General features: G+C 55.2%; 15 protein-coding genes. 12 read left to right on the top strand and 3 right to left on the bottom strand.

The annotated features are described in order from the left end of the window. Window positions 1–198: 198 nt before the first annotated feature. Complete coding sequence (locus tag ACFO3S_RS02285) at window positions 199–708, bottom strand: hypothetical protein (RefSeq protein WP_378091788.1); 510 nt, start codon at window positions 706–708, stop codon at window positions 199–201. Window positions 709–905: 197 nt separating this feature from the next. Beyond that, on the bottom strand, window positions 906–3,128 hold the full coding sequence (locus ACFO3S_RS02280) for a glycoside hydrolase domain-containing protein (RefSeq protein ID WP_378091786.1): 2,223 nt from the start codon (window positions 3,126–3,128) through the stop codon (window positions 906–908). A 728-nt stretch (window positions 3,129–3,856) separates the two neighbouring features. Between ACFO3S_RS02280 and ACFO3S_RS02275 the strand changes: the two genes are divergently transcribed. The 7 genes from ACFO3S_RS02275 to ACFO3S_RS02245 all read left to right on the top strand — a co-directional run bounded on the left by ACFO3S_RS02275 (window position 3,857) and on the right by ACFO3S_RS02245 (window position 10,496). Continuing rightward, window positions 3,857–4,804, top strand: a complete 948-nt coding sequence (locus ACFO3S_RS02275) for a metal ABC transporter solute-binding protein, Zn/Mn family (RefSeq protein WP_378091784.1) — start codon at window positions 3,857–3,859, stop codon at window positions 4,802–4,804. A 20-nt stretch (window positions 4,805–4,824) separates the two neighbouring features. Next, window positions 4,825–5,619: a metal ABC transporter ATP-binding protein gene (locus tag ACFO3S_RS02270; RefSeq protein WP_378091782.1), complete on the top strand. Its 795-nt coding sequence runs from the start codon at window positions 4,825–4,827 to the stop codon at window positions 5,617–5,619. Between the two features lie 5 nt (window positions 5,620–5,624). After that, on the top strand, window positions 5,625–6,569 hold the full coding sequence (locus ACFO3S_RS02265) for a metal ABC transporter permease (protein WP_378091780.1): 945 nt from the start codon (window positions 5,625–5,627) through the stop codon (window positions 6,567–6,569). Beyond that, window positions 6,566–7,450 carry a metal ABC transporter permease gene (locus ACFO3S_RS02260; protein WP_378091778.1) on the top strand — a complete coding sequence of 295 codons (885 nt, stop codon included), beginning with the start codon at window positions 6,566–6,568 and terminating at the stop codon, window positions 7,448–7,450. Before ACFO3S_RS02265 ends, ACFO3S_RS02260 begins: the two co-directional genes overlap by 4 nt. A gap of 164 nt (window positions 7,451–7,614) precedes the next feature. Next, complete coding sequence (locus tag ACFO3S_RS02255) at window positions 7,615–8,358, top strand: Cof-type HAD-IIB family hydrolase (RefSeq protein WP_378092236.1); 744 nt, start codon at window positions 7,615–7,617, stop codon at window positions 8,356–8,358. Between the two features lie 4 nt (window positions 8,359–8,362). Next, complete coding sequence (locus ACFO3S_RS02250; protein ID WP_378091776.1) at window positions 8,363–8,848, top strand: DUF456 domain-containing protein; 486 nt, start codon at window positions 8,363–8,365, stop codon at window positions 8,846–8,848. Window positions 8,849–8,870: 22 nt separating this feature from the next. After that, on the top strand, window positions 8,871–10,496 hold the full coding sequence (locus ACFO3S_RS02245) for a putative polysaccharide biosynthesis protein (protein ID WP_378091774.1): 1,626 nt from the start codon (window positions 8,871–8,873) through the stop codon (window positions 10,494–10,496). On the opposite strand, the gene ACFO3S_RS02240 is transcribed toward ACFO3S_RS02245, so the two are convergent. Beyond that, window positions 10,427–11,563: a DUF2515 family protein gene (locus ACFO3S_RS02240; protein ID WP_378091772.1), complete on the bottom strand. Its 1,137-nt coding sequence runs from the start codon at window positions 11,561–11,563 to the stop codon at window positions 10,427–10,429. The genes ACFO3S_RS02245 and ACFO3S_RS02240 overlap by 70 nt on opposite strands. Before the next feature lie 210 nt (window positions 11,564–11,773). Here ACFO3S_RS02240 and ACFO3S_RS02235 point away from each other — a divergent pair, with 210 nt between their 5' ends. The 5 genes from ACFO3S_RS02235 (at window position 11,774) to ACFO3S_RS02215 (ending at window position 16,635) form a co-directional block, all read left to right on the top strand. Next, a complete protein-coding gene (locus ACFO3S_RS02235; RefSeq protein WP_378091770.1) occupies window positions 11,774–13,318 on the top strand; it encodes a stalk domain-containing protein in 1,545 nt (514 codons plus the stop codon). 78 nt (window positions 13,319–13,396) lie between these two features. Then, the gene (locus tag ACFO3S_RS02230) at window positions 13,397–13,741 is read left to right on the top strand and encodes a thioredoxin family protein (RefSeq protein ID WP_378091768.1); all 345 of its coding nucleotides are present in this window, start codon (window positions 13,397–13,399) and stop codon (window positions 13,739–13,741) included. Between the two features lie 129 nt (window positions 13,742–13,870). Continuing rightward, the gene (locus ACFO3S_RS02225; protein WP_378091766.1) at window positions 13,871–14,809 is read left to right on the top strand and encodes a COX15/CtaA family protein; all 939 of its coding nucleotides are present in this window, start codon (window positions 13,871–13,873) and stop codon (window positions 14,807–14,809) included. Between the two features lie 262 nt (window positions 14,810–15,071). Continuing rightward, window positions 15,072–15,809, top strand: a complete 738-nt coding sequence (locus tag ACFO3S_RS02220) for a GntR family transcriptional regulator (RefSeq protein ID WP_378091764.1) — start codon at window positions 15,072–15,074, stop codon at window positions 15,807–15,809. A gap of 64 nt (window positions 15,810–15,873) precedes the next feature. Continuing rightward, window positions 15,874–16,635 (top strand): sugar isomerase domain-containing protein, encoded by a 762-nt coding sequence (locus ACFO3S_RS02215; RefSeq protein WP_378091762.1) that lies wholly within the window; start codon window positions 15,874–15,876, stop codon window positions 16,633–16,635. Window position 16,636: the final 1 nt, after the last annotated feature.

Below are 16,636 nucleotides of genomic sequence, written 5' to 3'. Positions count from 1 at the left end.
ACAAGGCAGTTGAACAACGCGGAGATTGAACTGAGCCAATGGTTGAGACGTCGCATCCCTTCTACCGAACGAATTGAACTGAACTGTCATATTTGGAGATTTCTACCAGTCTCAGAAGGGTTTAATTGGAAATTTATCATCGATGATGCACAAATTAAGTTGGAGTGTCTTAATAACTCTTTAAGAGCTGATGGGATACTAGTCAATTTGAAAGTACTTGAAGCCACTTACAATTTGAATGATTACTTCATTTGATAACCCCACTTGTTCATTCACATCCATGTTGTCTACAGTCTGATGCGATCCTCCTTTTGTTAAGTAATATGCTCCTTCTCTTTCTTCAACTAATTTTCTATCGTCCTCAAAATAAATTTCAACCTGTACCTCTTGCTGTTTACTATCTGGATATGGAAATTTACCGGCTGCCTTATAGTATTTTACAATTTCACTTTTGGGTAAGTTTGTATGTAACTTCATAAATGCAACCACATTCCAAAACCCTCCGCTACCTCCGCTATCAACCCAATTCCGCCCATTATATTGTTTTTTTTCTATCAGGGTAGTTTCTTTAGGCAGAGGATAATCGAAAAGGTTTCCTGCAAATTTATTCGAAATTCTGTCTGGTTTTCCTAGATAAAACACAAACAAACAGATAAGAAGCACGAAAATAGCAAGTAAAGAAAATACTTTATAGGGTATCCTTTTCATATTCTCCTCCCGTTCTGCGATGCATTCTTACAGTCTAATACAACTAATGATTACTGTGTACAAATAAGGACTGACAATACTGTTTCTCATTAATATATTAACGTTTAAGGCACCGGTAATGTTCCAAGATTTGTTACTTCCCAAATGAGCAAAAGCCTTTGCCATAGAGACAAAGGCTTTTTGAATCAGACAAATAATTATAGATCTTCCCGAACAAGCTTATTATACTTCTCGAAAACTTTGTACAATTCATAAGTTTCATTTCCATAGTTCGTAGCTGCAGGACCTGTACCATTATATCTGGAAAGTACTGTTTTAATTTCCGACTCCGTGTAGTTGTAGAAGTCTCGATCTTGTTGAACATAATCCGATGCTTGAATCAATACCATTGCACACATGTAGATATTATATACTTGATCATCATGAAGGAGGAACCAAACTTCCTTCATATCAGAGCGTACGGTCTTATCATAGAGCCTGCCCGGATTGATTCCATTTTGAATAGCAAAATTAATGGCATCAATAGCAGTGGCTGCAAAGATTTGACCGTATCCTGTGCTGGAATCTTCAGCCATTAGGATTGGTGGTTGCGGTACTGGTGTAATAAGCTTCAAAGCTGGAGGCAGTGCTTCCCACGCGTCCAATGCATCCCAGTAAGCATATGTCGATATGACTACCCCATCTTTCGCGGAGTCTTCCAAACCTTCGCAGAACAGTTCTCTATACAAGATGGCCTGTAACATTGCCTTTCTCATCGAATAGGTTTGGCTTAGCAGTGTAATTTGTGCATCATTTGCAAAAATAATATCAAGCGCACTTTGTGGACTACGAACGGCTTTTAAGTCGGTAATACCAGAGCGCTGTTCATCTGCAAGAGGAATCAATTCGTTATAAAGGCTCGTTTGGTAGCTGGTATCGAAGTTGATGTCGTCCAGAATGGTTAGCACTTCAGGAGTGACAACAGCACTGACACCTGGGTTTCTACCTGACTTAATATTATTATCAATTTCGATGGCCGCACTTCCGGATCCGACCGTGATCGTTTTAATTTGATCGAACGCCCAGTCGCTTGGTAATGGGAACCCGATATTGCCTTGGAATCCTGTCGACATATCACTGACAAAACTAGATGTAGAGTACCCCGCAACTGCTACACGACTACATACATTACGTGGTCCATAGATACCAATCTTGTACTTCGCTCCGAGCGCCTTCATCTTGGCATGCAATGCTTGGAAATACGGAATGATGTTTGATGTTACTTGACCATCAACTGCATCAAAATCGACAGCAAAGTAAATCGTGGTTCCGGTAGGGAAACCGTAATTATTTGCAGCAATCAATGCAGAAATTGCATCTTTAGAGCCTTGTTGAGAGTTGAAGTAGTAAACACCGTTACCGGAAGACTGGTAGATTGGGAACACAGTTAGACCTGCGTTGAATATAGTCGCCAATTCTCCATCCTTAATTTTCTTCCAATCTCCTACAAGATAGCGGCCAACAGTTTGGTACCCGTTACTAACCAAAGTCTGTGCCAGTACAGGTGTGATGGTTGTAACACAGTCACATGCCGTTCCTTTCCGGCTGCTGTCGCCTGAGCTTACCATTAGAGAAGCCCACGTTTGTTTGCCGGCGATACCATCCGCTGTAAGCATACAGAATGCTTGGAAATTTGTAACGACCTGTTTAACGCCACTACCAAAGATACCATCAAAGCCATTAGGGTCAAATCCATTGACGTACAGGGCGTATTGGAGCAAACGTACAAAGTTGGTTTTTGTGCTTCCTTGTGAAAGAGTTGGCAAAAGAGACATTGTATTTGGGCCCCATACACCATCTGGGGAAGCATTACCTTGTTCAATCTGGATAGCTGTAATCATTGCTTTATTAGTCGTTTTCGAGTAAACACCATCGCAAGGTATGAGGCCAATGGTATTCGAATAGCTGCGGTTAAGGCTCTGCTGGATCGTTCTAATTTTAGGATTACCAATATTTACATATGCATCCATGCTTAAAAGGGCCTTCATAACCATAGGGCTTGCAATGCCATTCGGATTAATTAGGCCGGCATCAGATTGGAAATTGATAATAGCATTCTTATTGCCTTGACCATATACGCCATCGAATCCACCAGGGCTATACCCTTTGCAATACAGCGAACCTTGAAGAATTCGAATCTGTCTATTTACAACAGGATCGTTAGAGTTCGAACCCATTGATAAGGTTGGGCAAAGTGAACTTGTCGTTGGTCCAAACACTCCATCGGGGGAAGAAATACCGATCTCGATTTGTAGCGCAATAGTTAATGCTTTTACAGTGGTTGTACCAGTAATACCATCCTCAGCGATTTGCGAATAGCCTGTTTTACCCGAGTAATTATTATTCAACCATTTCTGCACTTCCAATACCATTTGATCCATTTAGATTACCTTCTTTCGTTCTTTTTGTAATTTTGATGCTGGTTAAATTGTGAAGGCCCCATTATGCAAGGTTTTGCTTAGCCGGTTTTGGATGATGAATGCCAATACCTGTAACGATCACCATATGGGATCGTCAACGTAGCATACGTCATCGCGCTAAGTACCGTTACGCAGAACACAGCCAACATGAGCAATTTCCACTGGTTTTTGACAGTATCTTGCCTCTCATTTAATTTCTATTGAAGTTATTGTTTCTTCGATCCCTCCTTTTCCTCAGTGATAAAAGAACTTAATGCAGAGAAAGCTTAATTTACTACTGAGAGGCAGCTAATCAAAAATGACTAGTTATAACTCGGTGGCATTCGTGCGACAAAGTAGCAGGTTAAAGTAAAACTTTTTGTGAATGCCCCCTATTTTCACTGGTCGAGAACTCAACCGTTGCCTGATGGGCTGGATAGGATAGGGCTTTTCTTGATTGGCGTCTGCAAAAAAAGCACCGTGGACGCTTGGGCGAATAGATTTTTCGGAAACTCCTTGTGTGCCAGTGGAAACATTAGAAACTCGTTGACGAGAACTTCTGAAGATCAATCGGAACGAAGATAAAAAATAAATGTTGCATAAGGTAAACTTAATTGTATAATATAAACAAAGAGTCCTATGGGAAATTATTCGTCGTACTAGCAAAACAGTTGTTAAAGAGAAAGAAACACCGGGAGGAGTGCTGCATCATGAAGAGGCGTATGCCATCGTCGATTAAACGTTTAATCCTGACCTTGATTTTCCTGATCTTGACAGCTGCGATCGCTGTCGGCTGCGGCCAGGGAGCCGGGGCGTTCAAGGAGGAAGGCAAGCTGCATGTAACGGCGACAATCGGGATGATCAGCGACGTCGTCAAGGAAGTCGGAGGAGAACGCGTCGAAGTGATCGGCCTCATGGGGCCGGGAGTCGACCCGCACTTATACAAGGCGTCGCAAGGCGATATCGCCAAGCTGGAGGACGCGAAGGTCATTCTGTACGGCGGACTTCACCTGGAAGGCAAGATGACGGAAATTTTCGAGAAGATGAGCAAAACCAAGTCGGTCGTTCCCGTCACGAAAAACATTCCGGAGTCGTCGCTGCTAACGACGGGAGACGGAACGTTCGATCCGCACGTCTGGTTTGACGTGAAGCTGTGGATGAGCGCGACGGAGACGATCCGCGACACGCTGATCGAGAACGATCCGGAGCATGAAGCCGAATATCGGGAGCGTACGGACGCGTACCTCGCGAAGCTCGAGGAGTTGGACCGGTACACCAGAGAGCAGATCGCGACGATCCCCGAGCAGGGACGGGTAATAGTGACGGCGCACGACGCCTTCGGCTATTTCGGCAATGCATACGCGATCGAGGTCGTCGGCCTGCAGGGCATCAGCACGGCGGCCGAATACGGCTCCAAGGACGTGACCGCGCTGCGGGATATGCTCGTGGAGCGGGGCATCAAAGCGGTGTTCGTGGAATCGAGCGTGCCGAAGAAGTCGATCGAAGCGGTTATCGAGGGTGCCAAGAAGATGGGCCACGAGGTCAGGATCGGCGGAGAACTGTTCTCCGACGCGATGGGCGAGGACGGAACCGAGGAAGGCACCTATATCGGAATGGTCCGGCATAATGTCGATACGATTGTCAAATCGCTGAAATAGCAGGAAAGGGGAGAGCAACGATGGCACCAACGGCGCAAGGAAGCTCCGGAACCGCCCCGCTGATCGTCTCGAATATGACGGTCGCTTATCAGAAGAAGCCCGTCGTTCGCAACGTGTCGTTCGAAGCGACGGAAGGAGAGCTAATCGGCATAATCGGGCCGAACGGGGCCGGCAAATCGACGCTGATCAAAGCGATCCTCGGCTTGCAGCCGACGCTCGGCGGGGAGACGCTCGTTTACGGCAAAGCCTACAAGGCGCAGAGAAAGCTCGTCGGCTACGTTCCGCAACGGGAATCGGTCGATTGGGATTTTCCGACGAACGCGCTGGACGTCGTCATGATGGGCACTTACGGGCGGCTCGGTCTGTTCCGAAGGCCCGGCGCCAAGGAGAAAGCGATCGCGGCGGAAGCTCTGGCGAAGGTCGGCATGAGCGACTTTGCAGGCCGCCAGATCAGCCAGCTGTCCGGAGGACAGCAGCAGAGAGTGTTTCTGGCTCGGGCGCTGGCCCAGGACGCGACGCTGTATTTCATGGATGAGCCGTTCGCGGGCGTCGACGCCGCCACGGAGAAGGCGATTATCCAGCTGCTGAACGAGCTGAAAAGGCAGGGAAAAACGGTGCTCGTCGTCCACCACGACCTGGCGACGGTAGAGCAGTATTTCGACTCGGTCATGCTGCTGAACGGCGAGCTGATCGCTTACGGGCCGACGGCTTCGACCTTCACGGAAGAGAATCTTCAGAAGGCGTACGGCGGAAGATTGACCTTCCTTAAAGGGGCTAAAGCCGAGGAGCCCGTCCTGATCGCAGGAAGGGGGTGACGGTCATGCCGAACCTGTTGACCGATCCGAATTTGCAATGGATTTTGCTGGGGAGCGTGCTGCTCGGCATCAGTACCGGAGTCGTCGGGACGTTCGCCTACTTGCGCAAGCAGAGCCTGATCGGGGATACGCTCGCCCACGCGGCTCTTCCCGGCATCTGCATCGCCTTCATGCTGACCGAGATCAAGTCGGTCGGACTGTTCATGATCGGAGCGATCGCCGCCGGCATGATCGCCACGGTGGGCATCAGCTGGATCACGAGATTTTCCCGAATCAAGCAGGATGCGGCGATGGGCATCGTGCTGTCGGTGTTTTTCGGACTCGGCATCGTGCTGATGACGCAAATTCAGCACAGCTCCTACGGCAACCAAAGCGGACTCGACAAGTTTCTGTTCGGGCAGGCGGCGTCGATGACGGCCAAGGACGTCTACACGATGACGAGCGTCGCAGCCGTGCTGATCGTCGTCTGCGCGCTGCTGTTCAAGGAGTTCAAGCTGCTCAGCTTCGACCCCGGCTATGCGCGCGGGCTAGGCTTCTCCGTCGGGACGCTGGAGCAGCTGCTGCTCTGGCTCGTTACGATCGCCGTCGTCGTCGGCATTCAGGCGGTCGGCGTCGTGCTCGTCGCGGCTCTGCTGATTACGCCGGCGGTGTCCGCCCGCTATTGGACCGACCGGCTTGGCGTCATGACCGTGCTGTCCGGGCTGTTCGGAGCGCTGAGCGGGGCGATCGGCACCTGGGTGAGCGCGGGGACGGCGCAGCTTCCGACCGGTCCGCTTAGCGTGCTGACGGCGACGGCCGTATTCGTCGGCTCGGTGCTGCTCGGTCCTCGCCGCGGCGTGATCGCCAAGCTCGTGCGTCGGCATACCGCCAAGCGGGAGTGGATCGCCGAGAACGCCGGGCAAGCATCGGGCGCAGACGCGGCCCGCTCCGAACGGGGGGTGTCGGCATGAGCGGATTTTGGATTATGCTGACGGGCGCCTTGGTCGCGGCTTGCTGCGGCATTTTGGGCTGCTTCCTCATTTTGCGCCGAATGGCGCTCGTGGGCGACGCGATCAGCCACTCCGTGCTGCCGGGCATCGTGATCGCTTTTCTGGTCAGCGGCTCGAGGGATTCGTTCTTTATGCTGTTCGGGGCGGCGATCCTCGGTTTCCTGACCGTATTTCTCATCCAGATGTTCCAGCAGAGCGGCGTGCAGAACGACGCCTCGATCGGAGTCGTCTTCACCTCGCTGTTCGCGGCCGGCGTGCTTCTCGTCAGTCTTAACGCCCAGAACGTCGATCTGGATCTGGATTGCGTGCTGTATGGAGAAATCGCCTACGTGCAGTGGAATACGCTGGTGCTCGGCGGAGTCGATCTCGGTCCGAAGGCGGTATGGCTGCTGGGGATTACGCTGTTTATCATCGTGGCGTTAATCACCTTGTTTTACAAGCAGTTCAAGCTGTGCGCCTTCGATCCCGCGCTGGCGGCGGCCATCGGCATCCCGGTCGCCCTCTTCCACTACGTGCTGATGGGGCTCGTCTCCATGGCGACGGTCAGCTCGTTCGAAAGCGTCGGGGCGATTCTCGTCGTCGGCTTGCTGATCGTGCCGCCGGCGACGGCCTATCTGCTGACCGACCGGCTGGGAGCGATGATCGGGTGGAGCCTCTCCGTCGGAGTCGTCAGCTCGGTAGGGGGGTATTATACTGCCGCCGCGCTGGACGCGTCGATCGCAGGCTGCATGGTCTGCGTCGCAGGCGGGCTGTTCGTGCTGGCCTTTCTATTTTCTCCGTCCCACGGGTTTGTCGTGCGCAAGCTGAGGCAGCGCGCGTCGGCGGCTCGCCAGGCGTTCTGAAGGCCGATAAAGGGAAGAGCTGCTCGTCCTCCGTCCGAGACGGTGGAGGGCGGCTCTTATTCTTTTCTTATCGAGGAGCGAATTGAAGCGCGAATTATGTTAAAATAAACGGTATACGACAGGCAGAACGCAAGAGGAAGCAGGTAGAAAATGTGGCATACGAGATGAAGCAGTACCGGCTGCTGGCCCTGGATTTGGACGGCACGCTGCTGAACGAGCAGAGCGAAGTGAGCGAGACGAACGCCCGATGGATCCGCCATGCGGTCGAGGCGGGCGTCACGGTGATGGCTTCCACGGGAAGGGGGTTCCAGAGCACGCTTTCGATCGTTGAGCAGCTGGGCCTCGATTCGCCGATGATTACGGTGAACGGAGGGGAGATTTGGGAGAGACCCCACCAGCTTCACAAGAGAACGATTCTGGACGCCGACAAGGTGATCCGTCTGCATGAGCTGGCGCTGCAGTATCCGGACGTCTGGTTCTGGGCGTACTCGACGGAGGGCATCTTCAACAAGGAGATCTGGACCGAGGACGCCGCCGGGCACGAGTGGATGAAATTCGGTTTTTACACGGAGGATCTTGCGCAGCTCGGCAGCATTTTGCAAGAAATCCGCGCGTGGGACGGCCTGGAGATCAGCAATTCTTCTCCGAACAATATTGAGATCAACCCGCTGGGCATCTCGAAAGCGACGGCGCTGATGGAAGTGTGCCGGATGACGGGCATCGACATGTCCGAAGTCGTGGCGGTCGGCGACAGCTTGAACGACATTGCCGCCATTCGGGCTTCGGGGCTCGGCGTGGCGATGGGCAACGCCCAGCAAGAGGTGAAGCTGGCGGCGGACGCCGTGACGGCCACGAACCAACAGGACGGTGTCGCCCAAGTCATTCAACAATATGTGCTGAGGACGTGATCCGGTGGACATTCTCGGCTGGATTCTTATTGTAGCGTTGTTTGCCGTCGGCATGGCCGGAGCGATCTATCCGATCCTGCCGGGCGCTCTGGCGATTTATGCGGCGTTTTTCGTATACGGCTTGTTTTTCTCTTTCGAGCCGTTCGGCTGGTGGTTCTGGATCATCCAGACGCTCATCGTCGTCGTGCTGTTCGTTGCCGATTACATGGTGAACGCCTGGGGAGTCAAGAAGTTCGGAGGGTCCAAGGCCTCGGTTGTCGGCAGCACGATCGGCATTCTGATCGGACCGTTCGTCATTCCGGTTTTCGGCTTGATCATCGGACCGCTGGCCGGCGCGATTCTGGGCGAGCTGATTCACGGCTCGGAATTCAATCGCGCGCTGAAGGTCGGCTGGGGCTCGCTCGTCGGGCTGTTCACGAGCACCGTCGTGAAAGTGCTGCTCCAGGGGGCGATGATCGTCCTGTTCGTCGTCTGGCTCGTTTTTAATTAACTCTTAAGCGGAAGAGGTTCCCTTGAAAAAAGACACTTTACTCAAAAGCACGCTCATTCTGGCGGCCGCCGCTCTCGTGGCGCGCGCGCTTGGCATTTTCCAGCGGGTGCCGCTCGATTATTTGATGGACGATCTCGGCGTCATCTATTACAACAACGCCAATTCCATCTACTTGCTCATGCTGATTGTGGCGACTGCGGGCATTCCGAGCGCCGTCAGCAAAATGGTGTCCGGCCGTTACGCGGTCGGGCGCGTTAAGGAAGCGCAGCAGGTGTACCGGGCCGCGATGCTGTTCGGCGCGCTCGCAGGCATCGTCATTACGATCGGGTTGTGGGCGGTCGCGCCTTATATCGCGACATCGATTCTGGAGGAGCCGGAAGCGGCGACCGCGATTCGGGGCATTGCGCCTTCGCTGCTGCTGTTCCCGATGATCGCGATGATGCGCGGCTATTTTCAAGGTCGGCAGTTCGTCACCGCGGGCGGCATCTCGCAGATCGTCGAACAGATCGCGCGGGTCGTGGCGGCGGTCGGAATCGCTTACGCCTTCTATGCCGTCAATCCCGCCAACGAGGAGGGCATCGCTTCCGGAGCGGCCTTCGGCAGCGTATTCGGCAGCGTCGGGGCTTTTGCCGTTATGCTCTTCTATTCCCGCAAGCTGAAAGCAAGCGACCGTCTGGAGCCCCGGCAGCGGCCGGATTCCTCCCGGCCGCTGCGCCTGCGCGCGATCTACAAGGAGCTGTTCAATCTGTCCATTCCGGTCGTCATGACCGGCATCACGGTACAGCTTCTCTACACGATGGACAACTTGATGATCAAGTCGCTGACGGTCGGCCATTTCGATGCGGAGACGATCAATCACTGGGCGGCAGTGTACGGGATGAACGCGCAATCGATCGCGGGCATTCCGATTATTCTGGCCGTGGCGCTCAGCCAGTCGATCATTCCTCATATCTCGTCGGCCCATGCGCTGCGGGACGCCGATCGTGTCGGCCAGCAATCGTCGCTGGCGGTGCGGATCGCGCTGTTCAGCGGCATGCCGGTCGTGCTGATGCTAGGCGTCGGGGCGTACAGCGTGAACGGGCTGCTGTTCGAGAAGCCGGTCGGCAGCCCGATCGTCGCGATGCTGACGCTCGGCACCATTTTCCAGATCGGGATGATGGTGACGAACTCGATCCTGCTCGGCATCTCCGAGCCGAAAAAGGCGACGATGCATGCGCTGACCGGCATCCTGCTCAAAGTCGTCCTCAGCTTCGCTCTCGCGCCGTTTTTTGGCGTGTACGGGATTATTGCGGCTACGACGGTATGCTTTGTCTGGGCGCTCGCCTTTAACGTTCTCAGTCTGCGGAAGCGGTCGCGCTTTAAGCTGCTCGGCAAGCGCTGGCTGCCGTTCCTGCTGACGGTGGCGATCGCCGCGGCCGCAGTCGGATTGGCGGAATGGGGCGTGCTGGCGCTCGCAGGCGGGCTGCCGGAGAAGCTGGCGCTGCTACTCTCCTGCGCAGTGATGGGAGGCGTGCTGGCGGTGCTGTATCCGGCGCTGCTCGTCTATCTCGGCGTCGTCTCGACGGAGGAGATCTCCACCTACCCCAAGCCGGTGCGGCGGCTTTTGGCGCCCTTCATGAAGCTGCGGGCGAGAAGAACGGCCGTCTGAAGCTTGTATTGGGCGAGCAGATGCTCGTGCGTCAGATCGATTCTGCGCGGGGGGCGAATCGGGCCAATATAGGCCAGCGCTTCGCGATCGCGATACCAGTCCCGCTCCTCTGAGCGGGGCAGAGCTTTGTCCGGCCAGGCTTCGGCCAGAACCGGACTGAACCACGGCGAATTCCCGGCGGCTTCGGCCGCTCCGGCGAATTCGCCGTTTTTGCCGTACGCGCGGCTGGCGAAGCGGTGAGGCCAGTAGTCCGCTCTCGAACCGCTATGGGGCACATGGCGGGCGAACGCGGTCGCCGCCCTAAGCACTCGCGGATAGCCGAAAAGCAAGCCGTACAGGGAGATGCCGAACTCGATTCTCTCGCGTAAATCCGCGAACCGTTCCAGCACTCTTCCCGCCAGCCGGATGGGCCTGGCGCCTCCTGCCGCCTCGCCCCGCCACAGGGGGATGACGATCTGGTTCGTCTGCAGATAGGGCTGGCTGCGGAAGGCGGCCGAGTCCAGAACGTTCTTGCGGAAATAAGAGTCTTCGACGACGCGGAGCTGAATGAAGTGCTGCTCGTTGACGACGAGCGCCTCGGTCAGCGGCACCGGATTGCCGTCGGACAGGAACCGGTCCCAGAACGGCTCCATAAAGCGGGACACTCCGAATTCGGGAAGCAGGCCGAACAGACTGCGTCCGGCGCTTCTGCTCTCCGCATATAACCGCAGCTGCGGATAAGCGTCCCCGAAGATGAGCGCGTTGCAGGCTTCCAGCAGCTCGAACATCGCGCCGGACAACCGTTCGTCCAGCAGACGCGGGAGCCATTCTCCCTTCAGATCGGTCATGCTCCAGCCCCCGTTGCGCGACACCATGTGGGCCAGGAACGCCCAATGAAGCTCGGGATATGCGCGATAGACGTCCCAATAGGCGGCCGTGCGCGTGACGTTATTGCGGTTGAGCGAGCGCGTCTCTTGGCGGATGCGGGCGATCAGCGCCCGGTCTTCCTCCGTGAGGAGAGGCCGGGAAGCGGCGGACGGAGCCGGATCGGCCTGCGGCGGGCATGCCGGGCAGTCGAGCGGCAGCACGTCCCGGGTCAGGCGCCGGGAATGCCACAGGCTGTCGGCTTTGCCGGCCCATGCGGCGAGAAGATGCTGGATCGTGCCGATAGCACATCCCTCCTTCGAACGACATCGAGAACTCGGGGAGGATTTTCCAAATCGGGCGTCGAAGTAAATGAAGCCGAAAAACTTGACCTAAGCCGCCGGCAAGCACTTTTTACAGGAGGGAAATCATTCGTGAACATCAAAGCGTTAAAGAAATTGAGATGGGTAGTATGCGCATTAATCTTGTCCGTTATCGTCGGCTGCCAATCGGTCGGGGGACTTAACCTGAACGATATGCTGATGAAGCAGCTGGACGTTTCTCATCAGGAGCAGTCGATGTCTCTGGAGCTGGAAATCGAGTTGAACGAGGAATTGCTCGAGCTCGAAGACGAGCAGGTCAGAAAAGCGGTCGAGCTTCTGCGCGCCGTCAAGCTGGAGGTCTCCCATTCCAAAGTGGACGAGAAGGGCCATCAGTGGATGGAGGGAGCGCTGACGCTCGGCAAGGGAAGCATTCCGTTTACGCTTCACGCGGACAGGCAGACGTTCCGGCTCGACGTCGCCGGCGCGAAGAGGCCGTTCGTCCTGTCGCTTGCGGAGCTGCAAAGCTCGCTCGGGGAAGAAGCGATGCCGAGCTTGGAGCTGCAGCAGGAGCTGACCGAATCGGTGCGGGAGCTCGCCAAGAAGGTCGGCGCCTATTTCGTCCAGGGACTGCCGAATCCTCCCGTCGTTACCGTGAACCAGGTGAACGAGACGATTAACGGCGTGCCGGAAAGCTTGACGAAGGTTCACGCGGAGCTTAACGGCGAGCAGCTGGGACAGCTGATCCCCGTCTATCTGGAAAATCTGATTCAGGACAAGGAAGGCTTCCGGGCGGCCGTCGTCGCCGTGTTCGAATGGCTGAGCGAGCACGCTTCCGAATTGCAGCTCGGGCTGCCGCCGTCGGGCGAGATCGACGCCGAGGAGTTCGCCGACTTTGCCGTGGAGAGCCTGATTCCCGAGCTGGAGGATGTGCTGGCGGACTTGAAGGAATATCAGGAAGAGGAAGAATGGAAGCAAATCTTCGACAAGGGCATTACGATTCAGGCCGATCTGTATTTGGACGGCTCGCTCCAGCTTCGGAAGTCCGACTTCGCGGCGACGATCGCCCCGGCCGCATTCGCAGAGGAGGGCAGCCCGATTCGCGCCGTGAAGGTTCGGGCGAGCAGCGAAATGTGGAACGTCAACGGCGCGGTGGAAATCCCGGACGTGCAAGTGCCGGCCAACGCGTTGGGGCTGCAGGAGCTGGACGGCTACGAGGCTTACCGTGTCGTCCAGCTGTTCGAATCGGATTCGCTGATCTACGATCTGCTGAAGAACGACTTCGAGATCGACGATCAGAGCTTCGAGCTGAGCAGCGAGTGGGGGATTCCGTTCTACGTGGAGGACGGCCAAGCTTTCGTTCCTCTTCGCGAGTCGCTTAGAAAGCTCGGCATCCGCCCGAACCTGAGCTTGCCTGCCGAAGGCAGCCTGGAAGTCCAGTTTTACGACCGCGCGACGGGGACGTCGATTACGCTTCGCAAAGGCTCCGACCAGGCGATCGTTAACGGAGAGGCCGTCAAGCTGTCGCACCCGGTCGTGAACGACGCAGATTTCATGTACGTCTCGGCCGACGACCTGTTCGGCTTGCTTGGGGCCGAATACGGGATCTCGGAGCTGGAGGACGGAGAACTGATTTTGGCGGTGGAGCGGGATTTGTAAGCATTCGGCAAGGTCTCTTTTGTCCTGGAAGCTTAAAGCCGCTATAATAAACACCAAGGCAGGCAACAGGAGGGACCTATGCAAAAAATATCGAACGAGCAAGCGTTCCGCGAGCTGATCGCCGAAGACCGGCTGACGGTAGCGGTTTTCAAGACGACGTGGTGCAAGGACTGCCATTTCATCGATCCGTTCATCGGCGACGTGGAGGCGGCCTACTCGGATCGGCTGAGGCTGATCGAGATCGACCGCGACGATCTGCCGGATCTGTGCGGAGAGTTGAACATTCTGGGCATTCCGAGCTTTATCGCTTTCCGCCAAGGCCGCGAGCTGGTCCGGTTCGTCAGCAAGCTGCGCAAGACGCGCGAGGAGATCGAGCAATTTCTCGACCGCGCGGTACAGACGTCCGACGCGATCGCAGGCTGATCGATGGGCCGTCCCGAGAGGGGCGGCCTTTTCCAATGTTCACATTATGAACATGGTTTTACCCTGGGAGGTTCGGTATAATGGGAACGGGCACCTTGAGCCAACATTCACATGAAATCGGGGATACGGATGACCTTCAAAAGATATCGATTATTCGCTTTATGGACCTGTATCGGCATGTTTCTCGTTCTAATCGCGGGCGTGCTCGTGACCAATACCGATTCCGGACGCGGATGCGGCACCGACTGGCCGCTCTGCAACGGTAAATTCGTACCCGCCTACACGGTCGAATCGATGGTGGAGTACAGCCATCGCATGGTTAGCGGCATCGTCGGCCTGCTCGTCGGGGCCACCTACCTGATCACGCGCTTCTGGCAGCCGGCCCGCCAGCGCGAGAATCTGCTCTACGCGGGCGGGGCGCTGCTGTTTACCGTCATTCAGGCCATTCTCGGCGCTATGGCGGTCAAGTGGGAGCAGTCTTCGATCGTCATGGCGCTGCACTTCGGCATTTCGCTGTTCGCCTTTACCTGCACCTGGCTGCTGTACAAGCTCGTCAAGAGGCAATCCGCCGAGTCGTCCGGCCCAGCCGCCGGTCCGGTCGGACGAGGCTCGGCCCTTTCCATTCCCGCAGCGCTGTACAAGGGCATGATCGCCTTGATCGTTTACTGCTACGGCGTCGTCTATCTCGGCGCTTATATTCGCCACACGAGCTCCGGAGGGGCGTGCGAAGGCTGGCCGCTCTGCAACGGCGAGATCGTGCCCGAATTGTCCGGGGCGACGGCGGTCGCTTTCGCGCATCGGCTGGCCGCGCTTCTGCTGTTCGTGCTCATCGCCATCGTCGTCTATCGGGTTCGCAAGGCGGCCGGTCCGTCGTCGGAGCTGGCTTCGATCGGGCATAAAGCGCTGATCCTCGTCGTTCTGCAGATTTTGAGCGGCGGTCTGCTTTCGTTCACGTTCACCGACGAGAACACTTATGTGTTTACGGGTCTTCTGCATACGATTATCATTTCGGCGCTGTTCAGCATGCTCGTGCTGCTGGCGATTCGAATGAGGCAATCGATGAAATAACGTCGGAAGACAAAGCTCTCCAAGCGGCTTTAGGGCTGCGGAGAGCTTTTTTTATTTTTATTGCAGCAGGTCCGTTAGCAGTACTTCCGGTCTGATCCAGAGTGAACAGCTTAAATACATTTCCGTTGCTCGAACCCTATTGACCGATCGTAAAAAAATCGAAGTCCCGTTAAATTTCCTGACACAACGGTTTACATTCTCTTTGAGTTCGTGGTAATATAGACCTGTTGATATATCAACAGGTCTAATGGGAGGTGAAACAATGTCCAAAATCAATCATTCCAGTTATATGCCCTTGTACGCGCAGGTCATCGATTATTTAACGGAGATGATTGATTCAGGCCGTTATAAGACCGGCGAGCAGATTCCGTCCGAGATGCTTCTGGCCAAAGATCTCGGGGTCAGCCGAATCACGATTACGAACGCCATCCAGCGCATGGTGCAGGAAGGCACGCTCTATCGCATTCAAGGAAAAGGAACGTTCGTGGCGGAGAAGAAAAGCGTAGAGCACCGGTTAACGACGCTGATCAGCTTCACGGAGGACATGGTCAGTCGAGGCTACCGGACGCGCACCGAGCTGATCGGAATCGAGCTTGTCGTTCCCAACGAGAAAATCATGCAGAGCCTGGAGCTGTCGGAAGGCGACATGACCTGGAAAATCAAAAGAATCCGCTATGCGGACGAGGAACCGATGGCGGTGCAGTACGCCTATTTGCCCGAAAAAATATTTCCCGAGCTGGACAAGAAGGGCTTGGGAAACAATTCGCTCTACGAATTGCTCCGGGACGAGTATCAGGCGGAGATGGCCGAAGCGGAGGAGCACTACCGCGTCATGGTGCTTCGCAAGGAGGAAGAGGTTCGGATGCTGAACGTCTCTCCGGAATTTCCGGCTCTATTCAGCGTCAGAGTGTCCAGCCTCGCCAACAAGCAGAAGTTCGAATATACGGAGTCCGTTCTTCGCGGCGACAGATATGTGCTCTCGGTAAAGTTAAGCAAGTAATGCGGCGCCTCTAGCGGCACCGATCATGCCATAATGAAGCCCACACCTTAGGAGGAATTCGAAGATGTCATCGACGACTTACTTAAACGAAGTTCAAAGCTTGCTCGGACGTTTGAACGGTCAACAGGACGCGATCAAAAAAGCGGCGGAAAAATGCGCCGAGGCGATTAAGAGCGGCAACTGGGTGCGGATGTTCGGGAGCGGCCACTCGGTCATCCCGACGATGGATTGTTTCCCCCGTTACGGCGGTTATGTCGGCTGGTACCCGATCATGGATCCCCGCTTGATGTGGACGACGGTCAGCGGGTTCGGCGGCGCCGAGGAGTTGATCTGGCTGGAGCGCCAAGAAGGCTATGCCGACATCTTTCTGCGTCACAATCAGTGGAATCCCCAAGACGTATGCATCGTATTCTCCCATGGCGGCCAGAACGCGGCCCCTGTCGAAGTCGCGCAAGCGGCCAAGAGGGACGGTCTGTTCGTGATCGCCGTGACAAGCCTGGACAACCATAACAATCGCCCCGCTACGCATTCTTCCGGACAGAAAATCGGCGATGTGGCGGATATCGTCATCGACAACTGCGTATCGTCCGAGGATGCCGTCGTTCCGATCGAAGGCGTCGTCGGCAAAGTCGGCGGCACCTCCACCGTATCGGTCGTCTTGATCGTCCAATCGCTGGTGGCCGAGACGGCCGCGATTTTGTCCCAACAGGGCTATTTCGTCAAGCCGTTCGCTTCTCCGAACGTCCAGGGCATTTCGAAGACGCACAACGACGAAGTCAATATCGAGTTCCGAGCCCGAGTGAAGGAGACCAACTCCAGAACCTAGA

This window comes from Cohnella hongkongensis (assembly GCF_042654645.1).
In the GTDB taxonomy this organism is placed as follows: Bacteria; Bacillota; Bacilli; order Paenibacillales; family Paenibacillaceae; genus Cohnella; species Cohnella hongkongensis.
The sequence above is the reverse complement of the archived record's forward strand: the minus strand, read 5'-3'. Positions and strand labels throughout refer to the sequence as shown.